This is a genomic window from Lacticaseibacillus hegangensis, assembly GCF_003946465.1.
Taxonomy (GTDB): domain Bacteria; phylum Bacillota; class Bacilli; order Lactobacillales; family Lactobacillaceae; genus Lacticaseibacillus; species Lacticaseibacillus hegangensis.
The window spans coordinates 138,168-151,856 of record NZ_RHOL01000001.1; the positions used below are offsets into that span (position 1 = coordinate 138,168).

Genomic DNA, 13,689 nt, shown 5'->3' on the forward strand with positions numbered 1-13,689 from the left:
TTTGTGCCCCCCTGTTAGAATACGGGGGCTTGGGCGGCCGGCTAACGCCGACCGCCGCCGCTAGCGCTAGCGGCTTTCGCGCTGCACGCCGCGCGCGGCGGCGTGGTGTTACGTGACCATTGCCAGATCTTCAAATGGATTGAAGCCTAACAGACTGACGATGGCGTGGAGTGGGACTTGGCCGCACTTGCGGTTTGCATAGAAGCAATGACCGTCTGCAACCAGGTTCAGCTTGCATTGATGGATAATCTGTCCGGCTTTGTAACCGGAAAATCCTAGCTGCATGAGCATGTTCTTATCGACTAACATATAATCACCTCTTTTGGTTTGAATTTAACAGGTATGGGTTTATAATCTGCTATGGTTGTATCATACCATCCTCGAAGAAACTTATCAACCTTTTTGGGTAAGTTACAAACAGGTTTCGTTTAATTATTCCTTGACACTTTCAATGGGTTTCATTAAGCTTCAAGTAAGGCTACAAAAAGGAGAAATCAACTCATGTTCGGAAAAAGTGAAGAAGGTATCGACAAGAAGCTCGCTAGAAATATTAAGCGTATTCGTATGGAACGCGGCATGACGCAAAAAGACCTTGCTGATGCAATGGGTAGCATTGAGCAAAGCGTGTCTAAGTTTGAGCGGGCAATTTCGGCACCGTCTGCCAAAGCGATTATGCAGCTGTGTGAGGCGTTGCAAGTGACGCCTAACGACTTGTATCTCAACGATGCCGACTGGCGCAGCTGGCAGTCAGAGAAACTTGAACACCAAGACCATTCTGTTAACGGTTTGGTCGATCACGTCGAAATGGTTCAAAAGATGTTTGCGGAAGCAGAAATTGCCCGAAAATCCGGAGATAAGAAACTGGAACGTGCAACTTTGGATCAAATCATCCAGATGTACATGTGGACCAATGATCATTTCCGTGAAGTCGCGCACTTACTTGATCGGCGCTATGTGACCGAGTACCTCGACAAGATGGAAAAGGAAACTCGTGAATCGATCATCGACAGTCAAAAATAGCACTCTTGAGATTTCCAGTATATAATCTGATTTGCTATAACACGGTCACATATTTGTTAATCGGTTCAATATATGGTACAATCTAATTATGGAAAAGCCAAAGTTTAGACCTTACAAGCGGCCGAACGGCCACATGGAATTCATTGAATTTCTTGACTCGCTGCCCCTCAAGGAACGAGCAAAATTACAGTTAGCCATCCATACTACGGAAGAACTCGGCTTACAAGAAGCAGCTCAACGGTTGCTGGTCAAGAAACTCACAACCAATTTATATGAGTTGCGTTCGCGGCAAGGAAAAACCTATCAGCGCGGTTTGTATTTTCACGTATCTGGCAGTGATTATGTCATCACCCACGGCTTCTCGAAGAAGACAAACAAGACGCCACAGCGAGAAATTGATCATGCAATCGACCTACGAGCTGAGTTTTATCAAACCTACAAGGAGGAAGACGACAAATGAGTAAAGACATGCACGAATTCACGATGGAACACACCGGTGATCTCGACGCCTACTTCGCGGAAATGATGAAAGATTCCTCGTACCGTGAAGTCTACAATGAAGAAAAAAACAAAATGGCAAGTGCAATGGCGCTGCTCGAAGCGCGCGAGGAAGCTGGTTTATCCCAACAGAAGCTGGCGGACAAGTCCGGTGTTCCTAAGACAACAATCGTTCGTATTGAAAATGGTAACAACACTTCCATCGATACGTTAACCAAGCTTGCCAATGCGCTGGGTCGTCCGCTCAACCTGACGATTGGCCCAGCGAGCATGGCATAAAATCTAGTTTAATTTGATTGACGGCACCAACGTCATAAACTTACGATTACGGCGTCCCTGTTTGGCAGACGCTTGAGGCCAGGGATTAGGAGAGATGGTAAAACCATCTTGAGCATTCGCTGGTTTTTTTGCGCAGACAGTTCATCAGCAACATCAAACCAGAGTATTGGGGTATGGAAAATGGAAAAGAATGCATTATTACAGCGGGCACTAACGTTTCAAAAGAACTGGCTTCCCTTAGTGGAACAGGGACATGTGACCGAACGGCAGCATGATCGTGAATTTATGGCCGATTTTTATGAGGTTTTTGGAATCTCACGTTCCGTTAGTCGTGCTGGATATGAATGGCGAGTAAAAATTGACGGACACGATAAGCGGATTGACTCGCTACTACCAAAACTGCTGATTATTGAAATGGAATCTCAAGGCGTGAAGATTGTCGACAATCCTAATGCTGGATACGAACAAGCAGCCCACTATGCATACGCGCTCGACGATGCGAACAAGCCCAAGTACATTTTGGCGTGTGATTTTGAACACTTTTATTTACGTGATCCAGCGACAAAGGATGTTTGGACGACGACACTGCAAGACTTTGTCAAAGACATTGATGAGTTCTCATTCCTGCTTGGCTATGAACAGAAGCTGCAAGAAGACCAAGCTGTCGTCAATGCAAAAGCCGCTGGTAAAATCTCAACAATCTACAGGCATATCTTGGATGTTGGAGTTCAGCCTAACGCGGCTAGTCTGCTGATGACTCGAATTGTTTTCTGCCTCTTTGCTGACGATACCAGCATCTTTGAACGTAACGGTGTCTTTCAGGAATTTTTAGAGAACACAGCCGAAGACGGTAGCGATTTGCTATCGAAGTTGACGGTATTATTCCGCCAGCTTAATACTAGTGACCACGATTGGATTGGCCAGAAGCGTGAGTTTGGATACATCAATGGTGGTTTGTTTGCGTTAGACATTGCTAAATTCACAACTGATTTAGGACTTACATTTAACGCAGATGTTCGTCAATCGCTGATTGATGCCTCGCATCAAGACTGGTCAGTTATTAGCCCTGTTATCTTTGGCTCAATGTTTGAGGGTGCATTGGATCCAGAGAAACGACATGACCTAGGCGCACACTTTACCTCGGAGAAGAATATTCTTAAGGTTATCGACTCATTGTTCATGGACGATCTCCGACATGAGTTTGATGTAGCCCGCCACACATCTAACGCGGGTGGCGCACGAACTAAGGCATTGAATCGGCTACACTCAAAAATTCTCGACCTAAAGTTCTTGGATCCAGCCTGTGGATCAGGTAACTTTCTAATCGTTGCATACCGTGAACTAAGACGACTTGAACATGAAATTCTTGACGCACTAATCAAGGATCAGGTTCAAGGTGGTATGCAGCTATCATTTGACTTTGTCACAACGAACATAAAAGTCGAAGTAAGCCAGTTTTATGGTATTGAAATTCAAGCTTACGCCGTTTCTATTGCCAGAGTTGGAATGTGGTTGATGGATCATCTCATGAATGTTGAAGCGAGTGAACTTTTTGGAGAACTAGTACGCCGCATACCGCTTCATGCCGGTGCCAACATCATTAGGGCCGATTCTTTAACCAATGATTGGTTTGAAGTATTCTCACAAAAAGGTATAGAGCTTCACATGAAGCCACTCTACCCTAATGAGTTGGACTTTATTTTTGGTAATCCTCCGTTCCTCGGCTATACTCTTGAGTCAGCTGATCAGAAAAAGTCACACGAAGTCGCAACTAAATCTATTAAAGGGTACAAAAAGCTTGATTTTGCAAGTGGCTGGTTTATTAAGTCCGCATCAGCAATGCAAGCTAACCCTAATATTCAAGCAGCATTGGTTGCGACAAATTCAATTAGTCAAGGCGAACAAGCCACAATCTTGTGGAAAGCATTATTCGCACAAGGAATTAACATCAATTTTGCTCATCAAACTTTCAAATGGGATAACAATGGTGCTGCGGTGCATGTTGTTATCATCGGATTTAGGAAGTCAACAGTAGATGATTCACATCTGTTCACTTATGAATCTATCAATTCGGATCCAGTCGAGAAAATAGTTCCACACATTAATCAGTATCTGCTCAACCTTCCTCAAACAATCATCGAGGCTAGTAGGATTCAGCTATCTGGTCTCCCAGAGATGACGAAAGGTAGTTCACCCACTGATGATGGAAATTTTATTATAACTCAGGAAGAAGAACAACAACTTACTCAAGTGTGTGCGGATAGCTCTCGCTATATTTTTGACTACTACGGTGCTAAGGATTTTTTGCACAACACACCGCGGCGAATTCTGTACCTCAAAGGTGCACCTCTCTCGGTTCTTGCGACTCCACTAATTAAATCTAGGCTGGAACGAATTAGAGAGTTTCGGAAGAAAAGCTCTAAAAAAAGCACAATAGCTTTGTCAAACTACCCGGCTCAATTTGATGAAGACAGAGTTGACCTTGGGCCACTTATGGCAATTCCCCGTGTTTCTTCAATACAAAGAGAGTATGTTCCCATGGGTTATTTTACAGGCAACGTCATCATGGCAGATGCCACTTTTCAACTACCCAATGCTAGTCTAGCAATATTTGCGTTGCTGGAATCCAAAATGCATACAGCGTGGCTTCGGATGGTTGGAGGAAGATTAAAGAGTGATTTTCGGTATTCGAACACGTTGGTTTATAATACGTTTCCAATACCGCCACTTAATGCTCATGAACGAGGATATCTGGACAGATACGCACAGCTTATCTTAGCTGCTCGTGATGAGAATAGTTCAAACGAGACAAGTTTGGCCTCTCTCTACGATCCTGTTATCATGCCTGCTACTTTGAGAAAAGCACACATGAGAAATGATAAGTTCGTTGATTCCATTTATGGATTATCGGACCCATCGGAAGAAGATCGAGTGGCCAAGCTGGTTGAGTTGTACCAGACTATATTTAGTAGTGATAAAAGCCCGATAAAAAAGTAATAACTGTTCCACGATAATTGTTCGAGCAAACTCAAATAAATGTTACTCCACCACAAAACGCACGCCCAAACCAAAATGGTAATAAGTTGCCATTTTGGTTTGGGCGTGTTATTATTTGGTTTGTACTTGAAGAGGAGGAATTCACAATGAGCACAAAACTAGGCGAGAACATACTTACCTACGCCAATGCGCTAAATTTATCCCAGAAAGAGTTAGCTACAATGATCGGCGTAACGGACACAACCATGTCACGGTACATCAATGGTACTCGAGAGCCTAAGATTGAGGTTCTTTCAAATCTTGCGACGGCATTACGAACCACAGTTGATGAGTTGATTGGACAGCAAAACACAAATAATGACGACGATGAGTACCCTCAACTCAAGCGATTGATTGCGCGCAACAGCAAGAGCTTATCTATGGCAAAAAAAAGAGAGCTCATCAATGCGTTGCTGTCTGAGGAGGAGTGATCATCATGGGAGTACGGCTTCCAAATTCAAGATATGAAGAACTTAAAGAAATTGGCGCGGATATTATCGAAGACGCAGACATTTCTGAGTATCCATTTGACGTATTCGCAGTTGCAGATAAGTTAGACATTAAGGTAATTGCGTATCAGTCCTTACCCGAGAAAGCAGCTAAACGGTGCTTTGATGCGAGTGAGGATGGGTTCTCAGGTCTGTTCACAATAGATGGTAGATCAGAATGGAGAATTTATTACAATGCCGCAATGAGTGAAGAACGAATTCGATTCACGATTATGCATGAGATTGGTCATATTTCTGCTGATCATATGGATGGCAATGAAGTAGAAGAATCCGAAGCAAACTTCCTTGCAAGTTTTGTTTTAGCACCACCTTGTATCATTCACAAGACAACAGTTGAGGACTATATCGATTTAGCAAACGAGTTCGATGTGAGCCTTGACATGGCATACTACCACATTGATTCATACAACAAGTGGCTTCGGTTTTCCGGCCCAAACTATACAGAATATGAGAAGCGTATTCTGGCAGTTTATGAAGCGGGTCTTCTATTGAACCACAGTTTTCATGAAAGTGCATAGAAAAAGCCCGCGTATGATATACAACGAGCCCTCAGCAAGCTAAGTATATCATACTCCCGCTTTGAGTTGCCTTTCAAATTCAAACAGGAGGATATTTAATGCAAACAGAAGATTTTTTTCGTAGGCAGCCAAGTTGCAAGGTGATAAACGGTGAACTGGCAATAATCTATCAGAAAGACTACCTGCAAGTTCCAATGATTCAAAAGCAAGCAGTCGACCTTTCAAATTTTCAGTATTTAGGTTTTCAAAACTTGCGCAGTCTTGATGTCCGGTCTCCACAGCAAAAAACGGTTGGGTACTTTTTGCACGATAGCAAATTCGAGTGCGTATGCAAACGCCCTTGGAGGTACACCGATCGGATCAGACAGTACAAGCAGACTCTTTCTCCTGATGTTAGTTGCTATGCGGATATGACTATGGATGAGCAATGGTACGGGGTAGTCCTTAATCGTGCGGTTGGTGCATATTGGCAGGAACAAGGCATAAGAGTCATCCCCACAATCGCATGGGGCAAGTCTGACAGTTATAAATTTTGTTTTTCAGGAGTCGAGCAAGGTAGCGTTGTTGCAGTCTCGACGATTGGAACTGCTCACTCCCACTCCGACTTCGTTGATGGGTTTCGAGAAATGTGCAGACGAATCAAGCCAAGTACCGTCATTTGTTATTGTACGCCATATCCTGAAATGTATAAGTACGCTAGCATCATTGTGGTCGAGCATGAGGGTGTGAAGGCGAAACGAGCCGCTAAGGTCCGCTCCTTGCCAGGTCAACTTTCATTATTCGACTTGCCTATCGAACAAAAGGAGGCAGTCTAATGGGAGGGCGCGGTGCATCAAGTGGAATTTCTGCTAAGGGCGTTCAGTATGGCAATGAATTTTCAACAATATTGGCAGTCGATAACATCAAATTTGTAAAATCGACGCTGTCTCGAAATGCTAGGATTCCAATCGAGACCATGTCAGCATTTGAAAATCGGGTATATGTGACGGTGGCTGCGAATGAAAAATTGAAATCGATTGTATTTTACGCAAAAGATGGTGGTATTCGACGCCAGATAGATTTGGACCACAAACATATGGGACAAATACCACACGTACACGAAGGTGATGTCACTAGTCACCATAAAAAATTCCAAATCAAGTTGACGCGTTCAGATCAAATGTATATCAACAAGGTGAGACGAATCTGGAAGGAGTATCGAGATGAATAAAGCTGATGAACCGCGTGATTGGGTTGACGATCTGTCGAAGGATTTATTTCTTGACTTTCTAGATGAGAATCAAGTGTTGTACTTTACCTACAAAAATCACGATTACCTTATCGAAATGTACACCGACGGCATGCTCATCGCTGATCCATATCCGTACTATGAAGATGGTGGTTGGCCGGACCACAAAGATTTCCAATACCCGATGAGCTTCACGGCCAAAACAGTGGATGAGTTTTTGAAATTACCCTTCTTGGATGGCAAAACGATATTGGAACAGTGGGACAATATTCGCTTCTGGAATTACTAGCCGGTGAAGCGGGCCAACTAAAAAAGGCCGCCAACCAGTGACGACCAACCAAGTATATTTGCGTGCCAATTCAGTACCACTTCATCCAAATTCGACCGATTTCAACCGTTTCAATCGCACTAAGAATGCTGTTAAATCAGCAATTCGACGTCATTCAAGCCGTCAGATTACAACTCGAAATCCGTCGAACCGGTTCACACCGGCGCGCAGGTTCAAATCCTGTACTCTCCTGAGAAAACATTGATATATCAACGTTTGGCAGCCTTCTTGGTTGCTTTTTTTATATCTGTCAATTTTTTTGTAATCGAATAATTTCCCGGTGATGTGCGCCTTGCCACTAAAATCATGCAACCAACTCGGTAAGTCAACGCGTTGTTGCCCGATTCATCCCAGCCACTGATCAACGAGGTGACGTGATGGTCAACTTTGCCAGCACCTGGGCCAACAGCTCTTCAGTATAGGCGCGGTTTTCCGCCAAAATATAAGTCGTCGCCTCAGCCAGACTCGCGGTTGGGGCGGCTTTTTGCCACTGCGCGAGCCGTGTTTGAATCTGGGTTTCGGTAAACTGGTCTGAAACCACCGTATCCGCGGCATCGGCAATCAAGGCACGTAATTCTTTTTCGGTCATCAGTATCCCCTCCTTAAAGCATTATACCCAACCTGGTCCGGCCACGGCGCCGCAGTTCGGCCGACCGCGTGCAGGCCAATCAAGAACAACTAGTTAACTTATTCAAATAATAACGGGTATTTTTTTATTATAGGTACGTAATTATATTGATTATTAGTTTTTTGAGTGATAACATCTTACTTGTAAGTTAATTCGCAAGCTAAGGGGGCATCACCATGCAAACCAAAGACTATGTTCAGTGCGTCAATCAAGAACTTGAACGTTTACTCGTTTTTGAAACCGTTTTCAAGGAATACGCACACACTTGCCACAACATCGAAAAGGGCAACTGCCTTGCCAGCGAAAGCTTTGAGCGCGTGCACCTTTACTTCACCAAGAATATCATCCGCTTCGACCGCTTCGTCGATCAGTGCGCTGCCGTGCCTGCCCCTTCAGGGTACGAACGGTTCAACCAATTATTAGTCAACGGGCTGAAAGGAATTCGTGAAGCGGTGATCGAAATGCTTGACGCAATTCAACCGGATCACGTCGATCACAGCCAATTCTCCACTGCGCTGGCGCAGCAGCAAGCGGCCCGCAAACAGATCAACACCGCATTTGAAGAAATTAATGTGCCTGCTTTCTAAACCCCGCACTAAAACCCCGGACTAAAAACCCGTACAAAAACCCTGCTGCGGCGTTCCCCAAAAGCCGCCGTCAGCGCGAAAAGCGTCCAGCCAAAAAGGCTGGGCGCTTTTTCGTCAGATCTGGCCACTGGCAATTAATGCTGATGGCCTTCCTCGGGCAGCAGGATAGTCTGATTTTCGCCATCGTCGTAGGCCATCACGGTTTCCGGAAAGCTGGCATCGTAGTCAAACGGCAGGTCGATCGCGACCTGCGTGTCACTGTTTTTCTCCGAAAACGCCACGGTCAGCTTGCCTTTCGTGTTAAGCAAATCGAACCGCAGCAAGTTGCCCAGCGGCACGACGCCTGTCAAGTCCTGATCGATGATCATCCAAATTGAATCGATGATCTCACCAGGCAGCTTGGCAATAACGCCATAGGTGGCAAAGCGACTGTGATTGGCTGAAAACATGTTATTCCTCCTGTTCCTCAGGGCTGGTGATCGCGGCAAAAGTCGCGTCAACCACTTTGGCTAAGGCCTTAGGCGCAATGCCCACAGACCGGCCGATTTTTCCCGAGCTGACGATGATTTCCGGCTCCTTCAGCGCCTCTTCACCGATGAAAATCGGATAGTTGTGCCGCGCGTGAATGCCGATTGGGGTGTTGGCGCCGTGCTCATAACCGGTGGTTTTGACCAGGTCCTTGAGTGGCACCATGCCGACCTTCTTGTTGCCAGACGCCTTGGCTAACTTCTTGTAGTCAACGTGCATGTCCAGCGGCACCACCGCGACCAGCGGCCCCGTTTTGTTTCCGGTCAGCGCCAAGGTCTTGTAGATGCGATGCTCAGGCACAGCCAGGTGATCGACACTCAGCTGCGCCACATCCCCGGCTTCGTGAGTCGGAAATTCGTATTGGGTGTACGCGACGTTTTGCTTGTCCAGCATTTTCTCGACCAGCGTCTTGTCGTCTTTTTTCTTCTTACTCATGGCCTGCCTCCGGTTCCATTGTAACGATTTAAGCCGGGCAATAAAAGTAATCGCCCATCGAAAAAAGAGCACGATTGCTCGCACCCTTTCGTCAAGTTATGCCCCTTTGTAGGTCGTCAGGGTCATCATGTCATACCCCTTCAACTTGTCGCGGCCGTGCAGGTCTTCAAGCTCAACGATGAAGGCCGTGCCGACGACAATGCCGCCCAGCTTTTCCACCAAGGCGATGGTGGCAGAAATCGTGCCGCCAGTGGCAAGCAGGTCGTCCACGACCAGCACCCGCTGGCCGGGCTTCACTGCGTCCTTATGCAGGTACAAAGTCTCGCTGCCGTACTCCAGGTCGTACGAGGCGCTGACCGTTGGCCGCGGCAGCTTGCCCTTTTTGCGAGCCGGGGCAAAGCCGACCCCGAGTTTGTAGGCCACTGGACAGCCGACGATGAAGCCCCGGGCCTCAGGACCCACGACCATTTCCACCTGCTTATCCTTGGCGTAGGCGACCAGTTCGTCAGTCGCGGCAGCATAGGCCTTGCCATCCGCCATCAGCGGTGAGATGTCACGGTAGATGATGCCCGGCTCCGGGAAGTCAGGCACGCTTGCGATGTAATCTTTATAGTTGATCGTCATTGATGCGTTTTCCTCATTTCTGTGCCGTCAGCCAATCTTCAAGCGCGGGCCGCGCGGCTGTTTGCAGCCGGTGCGCCAGCTGCAGAAAAGCGCTCTGCCGCTGGTAGGCGCTGCTTTCCTGCAGGGCCTTTTTCTCCGGATGCGCGGTGACGGTAATTTGGGACCCATCTATTCTAACAAATCCCAACTCAAAAAACACCTGCACGGCTAAAATCACTTGCCGGATCGTCAGGTGCACCTGCTTGGCCGCAAAGCCCAGCTGGTGCTTATCAAAGCCGGGATGAGCGGCCAGAAAATGCAGCACACTGCCAAATTCCTGCCGGTTCGGGACGGCCACCAGTTCCGCGGCCGGGGCAGTGAAAACCACGCGGACCGGCAGCGCGATATGCGCTAACAGCTTGCGCAAGCTCGCCTCATCAGGCGGCAAATCAACCAGCACGGCATTGGCCAGCGGGTTTGTCACCGCGTCGGCCATCACCACCGGCCCACCGAACATGAAGGCAGACGTCATTGCCTGTTTGCGCTTGGCGTCGAAAAACACGTAGTTGTACGCGCCGCGGAATTGCTCCGCGCTGGCCTGAGGCAGCCGCATATCGATGACATTCGGCTGCTTGAGCTCCCAGTCCACCAGCCGCAGCTGCAAGCTCGTCCGGTTCTGCCAGGTGTTCTCATCCATCCGCAGCGCCAGCTTGACCTGACTGGCCGCGGCCAAGGCAGGCGCGTCCGCCCCGCGGTTAAACGCGACCACTTTCTGGCCATCCGCGGTGAACCGCAGATGCGCGTTGGTTTTGCCCATTTGCTGAATGTCGCCCACCTGTTGCGGTACATAGGCAAAGGTCGGCTCCTCGTTGCCCGGGCCAAACGGTGCCAGCTTGCGCATGAGGTGATAATGATCAAGGCTGATATCGGCTGCTGTCAGCCGGCCGCTGATCGTCAGTGGCGGCTTCTCGGCCCCTTTCAGTTCAACTGCTGCGGCCTGCTCCATCGCGGCGTGCAGCGCCGGAATGTTGGCCACCGGCACCGTGAGCCCAGCTGCCATCGCGTGCCCACCGAAGTGAGTCATCTCGTCGCGCGCGGCATCCAGTGCCTTAAACAGGTTATAGGCGGGCACGGACCGCCCCGAGCCTTTCGCGGTTTGACCGTCCTTGGCGATATTGAGCACCAACGTTGGTTTCCCGGTGGCCTCCACAATGTGGGACGCGACGATGCCCAGCACCCCTTCGTGCCAGCCGGCATGGGCGATGATCAAGGTCTTTTGCGCTTGGTTCTCAGGGCTTTCGGCGATGGCCATCGCCTCTTGAACAATTTTGGCGACCAAGGCTTGCCGCTTCTGGTTAAGCGTATTGACGTTTTCGGCGAGTTTTTCGGCCTCATCGTCATCAAAAGTGGTCAGCAGTGTGACCCCGGGATTGGCGTCGCCTAGCCGGCCCAAGGCATTGAGCCGCGGGCCGATGCCAAAGCCAATCGCGGTCTCGTCGACCTTGGCCGGGTCCAGGTCCGCAACTTTAATCAGGGCGTTGATACCCGGGCGCTGCTGCTGATGGATCAGCTGCAGGCCCATCTGCACGATCAGCCGGTTTTCACCGGTCATGCTGACAATATCGGCAACGGTTCCCAAGGCCGCCAAGTCAAGGCAGTCGGTCGCCGGCTCCCCGAGCAAAGCACTGGCCACTTTGAACGCGACCCCGGCGCCTGAAAGATCATTGAACGGGTAGTGGCCATCCGGATGACGCGGGTGAACCACCGCCACGGCCTTGGGCAGCACCTTGGGCAGTTCGTGGTGATCCGTCACGACCACATCCATGCCCGCGGCCATCGCCTGATCAATGACGGCCGCGCCGCCGACCCCATTGTCCACAGTGACCACCAGTTCGGTCCCATTTTTGCGCAAATAGTCGTAAACAGCCTGATTTGGTCCGTAACCGTCGGTGAAGCGGTCAGGAATGAAAGTCTCGACGTTATCGGCCCCCAGCGAGTTTTCCAGCGTGTCCTTCATGATCGAGGTCGCGGTCAGGCCGTCCACATCATAATCCCCGTAGATGGTGATTTTTTCCTGCCGGGTGATCGCCAACTTGATGCGATCGACCGCCTTTTGCATGTCATGGAGCGCAAAGGGATCGTGCAAGCGGCTCAGATCCGGGGTGCAGAAGGCCTCATAGGCGGCCTGATTGGTGATGCCGCGCTGGATCAACAGCCGCGCCAAAAATGGCGGGACGCTCAGTGCTTCTGCCACCTGCTGGATCTGGTCCGAACTGGGTTGTGCGGCTTCCTGCCAAAGGTAATGTGCCATCGTCGTCTTCCTTTCTAACCGCAATAGTATATCAGACTTTCGCCGCCCCTGCCCTCGAGATTATGGAAGCCGCCGATGAAAGCGTGGTATAATGACATTGTTATAAGAATCTCAGCCCAACTTCGATCAGCGACTGAAACGAAATGGAGAGAAACATTATGGCAGAAGACACAGTAAAAAAGGCAACGAAGATCGTGGTCGACATCCCCGATGAGGATGTCGCAACCGCTGAAAAAGCGATGAACGATCAGGGATTTGTCACCCCTAAGGAGCTCCCACGGTTGATGGATATCGACTATTCGCGTTCCCTCGCAGCTGCCTTGACCAAAGCCCGCGAAGGCAAGACCGAGGAAGGCTACATCTACAGCGAGGAATTTGACTTTGCTGGCGGTGAGATCGAGAACATTATCTGGAACATGGACAAGATCAAGAACCGCGACGATGCTAAGCGCACCCTTGCCGATCACATGGGGCTCACCATGCCGACCGAGACGCTGTCAAAAGCCGACAAGGAAACCTTCTAAAGTTCAACGATTCAGCGTCTGCCAGCGTTGGCAGGCGCTTTTTTTAGGGAGTCAGCAATGAATGAAAACGACCAATTTTTCCAGCGCGCGATTGAAGCCGGCGTCATTCCGGCTGGCACTATGCTGACCAGCGCCTACACCATGGGCGGCAGTCAAGAAGAACAAGACGACCTGGCTGCGCTTGTGCTTGCAGGGACGAAAACTGCGACCAGCAGCGGCTTCGAAATTTACGCGCAGGCACACGAGCCCCTGCCGCAAGCAGGCAATTTCGACATTATCCAAAACAGCCGCGGCGAACCCGTGGCCCTGATTGCCACGGATCATGTCGAGATCCGCTCCTTTGCCAGCGTGGATGAAACGCACGCCTTTCGCGAAGGCGAAGGCGATCGCAGCCTAGCATACTGGCGGAAAGTGCACTTGCCCTTTTTCACCAAAGACTATCAGGAAGCCGGCCTGACCTTTGACCCGGCGCGGTCGATGGTGGTGCTGGAATCGTTTCATGTGATCTACTCGCACTGAGCCACCCCAGACGTAAAGGACCAGAACCGACAAGCGTTGCAAAATTTGCCGGTCCTGGTCCTTTTATATGAAACAGAACTTGATTTTGAGTACACCAAATACACCTACTCGAAATCTCAAAAAAATACAGGTATACTA

Annotated in this window: 18 protein-coding genes; 12 read left to right on the forward strand and 6 right to left on the reverse strand. The window is 49.0% G+C overall.

Translation table 11 applies throughout. The annotated features are described in order from the left end of the window. Positions 1-108: 108 nt before the first annotated feature. Positions 109-309, reverse strand: a complete 201-nt coding sequence (locus tag EKM86_RS00625; protein ID WP_125754576.1) for a DUF3173 family protein — start codon at positions 307-309, stop codon at positions 109-111. Between the two features lie 192 nt (positions 310-501). Here EKM86_RS00625 and EKM86_RS00630 point away from each other — a divergent pair, with 192 nt between their 5' ends. From EKM86_RS00630 to EKM86_RS00670, 9 genes are all read left to right on the forward strand, one after another. Further along, the gene (locus EKM86_RS00630; protein ID WP_125754577.1) at positions 502-1,020 is read left to right on the forward strand and encodes a helix-turn-helix domain-containing protein; all 519 of its coding nucleotides are present in this window, start codon (positions 502-504) and stop codon (positions 1,018-1,020) included. 88 nt (positions 1,021-1,108) lie between these two features. Continuing rightward, entirely contained in the window at positions 1,109-1,480 is a 372-nt protein-coding gene (locus EKM86_RS00635) for a type II toxin-antitoxin system RelE/ParE family toxin (protein ID WP_125754578.1), read from the forward strand. Next, complete coding sequence (locus EKM86_RS00640) at positions 1,477-1,797, forward strand: helix-turn-helix transcriptional regulator (RefSeq protein ID WP_021354119.1); 321 nt, start codon at positions 1,477-1,479, stop codon at positions 1,795-1,797. Before EKM86_RS00635 ends, EKM86_RS00640 begins: the two co-directional genes overlap by 4 nt. Positions 1,798-1,977: 180 nt before the next feature. After that, positions 1,978-4,794, forward strand: a complete 2,817-nt coding sequence (locus EKM86_RS00645) for a DNA methyltransferase (protein ID WP_125754579.1) — start codon at positions 1,978-1,980, stop codon at positions 4,792-4,794. A gap of 146 nt (positions 4,795-4,940) precedes the next feature. Further along, complete coding sequence (locus tag EKM86_RS00650; protein WP_125754580.1) at positions 4,941-5,264, forward strand: helix-turn-helix domain-containing protein; 324 nt, start codon at positions 4,941-4,943, stop codon at positions 5,262-5,264. A 5-nt stretch (positions 5,265-5,269) separates the two neighbouring features. Continuing rightward, positions 5,270-5,860, forward strand: a complete 591-nt coding sequence (locus EKM86_RS00655) for an ImmA/IrrE family metallo-endopeptidase (protein WP_125754581.1) — start codon at positions 5,270-5,272, stop codon at positions 5,858-5,860. A 98-nt stretch (positions 5,861-5,958) separates the two neighbouring features. Next, positions 5,959-6,675: a DUF4417 domain-containing protein gene (locus tag EKM86_RS00660; protein ID WP_125754582.1), complete on the forward strand. Its 717-nt coding sequence runs from the start codon at positions 5,959-5,961 to the stop codon at positions 6,673-6,675. Next, positions 6,675-7,070 carry a hypothetical protein gene (locus EKM86_RS00665; RefSeq protein WP_125754583.1) on the forward strand — a complete coding sequence of 132 codons (396 nt, stop codon included), beginning with the start codon at positions 6,675-6,677 and terminating at the stop codon, positions 7,068-7,070. Before EKM86_RS00660 ends, EKM86_RS00665 begins: the two co-directional genes overlap by 1 nt. Continuing rightward, a complete protein-coding gene (locus EKM86_RS00670; protein WP_125754584.1) occupies positions 7,063-7,377 on the forward strand; it encodes a hypothetical protein in 315 nt (104 codons plus the stop codon). The genes EKM86_RS00665 and EKM86_RS00670 overlap by 8 nt, the downstream gene beginning before the upstream one ends. Positions 7,378-7,777: 400 nt before the next feature. Here EKM86_RS00670 and EKM86_RS00675 read toward each other — a convergent pair whose 3' ends face one another. After that, positions 7,778-8,005, reverse strand: a complete 228-nt coding sequence (locus EKM86_RS00675) for a hypothetical protein (RefSeq protein WP_125754585.1) — start codon at positions 8,003-8,005, stop codon at positions 7,778-7,780. A 215-nt stretch (positions 8,006-8,220) separates the two neighbouring features. Between EKM86_RS00675 and EKM86_RS00680 the strand changes: the two genes are divergently transcribed. Then, positions 8,221-8,631, forward strand: a complete 411-nt coding sequence (locus tag EKM86_RS00680; RefSeq protein WP_125754586.1) for a hypothetical protein — start codon at positions 8,221-8,223, stop codon at positions 8,629-8,631. Between the two features lie 134 nt (positions 8,632-8,765). Here EKM86_RS00680 and EKM86_RS00685 read toward each other — a convergent pair whose 3' ends face one another. The 4 genes from EKM86_RS00685 to recJ form a co-directional block, all read right to left on the reverse strand. Next, positions 8,766-9,080, reverse strand: a complete 315-nt coding sequence (locus EKM86_RS00685) for a DUF960 domain-containing protein (RefSeq protein WP_125754587.1) — start codon at positions 9,078-9,080, stop codon at positions 8,766-8,768. Position 9,081: 1 nt separating this feature from the next. Then, on the reverse strand, positions 9,082-9,594 hold the full coding sequence (ybaK, locus tag EKM86_RS00690; protein ID WP_125754588.1) for a Cys-tRNA(Pro) deacylase: 513 nt from the start codon (positions 9,592-9,594) through the stop codon (positions 9,082-9,084). 96 nt (positions 9,595-9,690) lie between these two features. Next, positions 9,691-10,218: an adenine phosphoribosyltransferase gene (locus EKM86_RS00695; protein WP_125754589.1), complete on the reverse strand. Its 528-nt coding sequence runs from the start codon at positions 10,216-10,218 to the stop codon at positions 9,691-9,693. Between the two features lie 13 nt (positions 10,219-10,231). After that, positions 10,232-12,508, reverse strand: a complete 2,277-nt coding sequence (gene recJ / locus EKM86_RS00700) for a single-stranded-DNA-specific exonuclease RecJ (RefSeq protein ID WP_125754590.1) — start codon at positions 12,506-12,508, stop codon at positions 10,232-10,234. 158 nt (positions 12,509-12,666) lie between these two features. Here recJ and EKM86_RS00705 point away from each other — a divergent pair, with 158 nt between their 5' ends. Further along, positions 12,667-13,032 (forward strand): hypothetical protein, encoded by a 366-nt coding sequence (locus EKM86_RS00705; RefSeq protein WP_125754591.1) that lies wholly within the window; start codon positions 12,667-12,669, stop codon positions 13,030-13,032. 57 nt (positions 13,033-13,089) lie between these two features. Then, entirely contained in the window at positions 13,090-13,551 is a 462-nt protein-coding gene (locus tag EKM86_RS00710) for an ASCH domain-containing protein (RefSeq protein ID WP_125754592.1), read from the forward strand. Positions 13,552-13,689 lie beyond the last annotated feature (138 nt).

Coding starts and splice junctions, on each gene's coding strand:
- EKM86_RS00695 (WP_125754589.1), bottom strand. CDS start 10,218: ATGACGATCAACTATAAAGATTACATCGCAAGCGTGCCTGACTTCCCG.
- EKM86_RS00680 (WP_125754586.1), top strand. CDS start 8,221: ATGCAAACCAAAGACTATGTTCAGTGCGTCAATCAAGAACTTGAACGT.
- EKM86_RS00670 (WP_125754584.1), top strand. CDS start 7,063: ATGAATAAAGCTGATGAACCGCGTGATTGGGTTGACGATCTGTCGAAG.
- EKM86_RS00645 (WP_125754579.1), top strand. CDS start 1,978: ATGGAAAAGAATGCATTATTACAGCGGGCACTAACGTTTCAAAAGAAC.
- recJ (WP_125754590.1), bottom strand. CDS start 12,508: ATGGCACATTACCTTTGGCAGGAAGCCGCACAACCCAGTTCGGACCAG.
- EKM86_RS00705 (WP_125754591.1), top strand. CDS start 12,667: ATGGCAGAAGACACAGTAAAAAAGGCAACGAAGATCGTGGTCGACATC.
- EKM86_RS00630 (WP_125754577.1), top strand. CDS start 502: ATGTTCGGAAAAAGTGAAGAAGGTATCGACAAGAAGCTCGCTAGAAAT.
- EKM86_RS00710 (WP_125754592.1), top strand. CDS start 13,090: ATGAATGAAAACGACCAATTTTTCCAGCGCGCGATTGAAGCCGGCGTC.
- EKM86_RS00650 (WP_125754580.1), top strand. CDS start 4,941: ATGAGCACAAAACTAGGCGAGAACATACTTACCTACGCCAATGCGCTA.
- EKM86_RS00635 (WP_125754578.1), top strand. CDS start 1,109: ATGGAAAAGCCAAAGTTTAGACCTTACAAGCGGCCGAACGGCCACATG.
- EKM86_RS00660 (WP_125754582.1), top strand. CDS start 5,959: ATGCAAACAGAAGATTTTTTTCGTAGGCAGCCAAGTTGCAAGGTGATA.
- EKM86_RS00665 (WP_125754583.1), top strand. CDS start 6,675: ATGGGAGGGCGCGGTGCATCAAGTGGAATTTCTGCTAAGGGCGTTCAG.
- EKM86_RS00685 (WP_125754587.1), bottom strand. CDS start 9,080: ATGTTTTCAGCCAATCACAGTCGCTTTGCCACCTATGGCGTTATTGCC.
- EKM86_RS00640 (WP_021354119.1), top strand. CDS start 1,477: ATGAGTAAAGACATGCACGAATTCACGATGGAACACACCGGTGATCTC.
- EKM86_RS00675 (WP_125754585.1), bottom strand. CDS start 8,005: ATGACCGAAAAAGAATTACGTGCCTTGATTGCCGATGCCGCGGATACG.
- ybaK (WP_125754588.1), bottom strand. CDS start 9,594: ATGAGTAAGAAGAAAAAAGACGACAAGACGCTGGTCGAGAAAATGCTG.
- EKM86_RS00655 (WP_125754581.1), top strand. CDS start 5,270: ATGGGAGTACGGCTTCCAAATTCAAGATATGAAGAACTTAAAGAAATT.
- EKM86_RS00625 (WP_125754576.1), bottom strand. CDS start 309: ATGTTAGTCGATAAGAACATGCTCATGCAGCTAGGATTTTCCGGTTAC.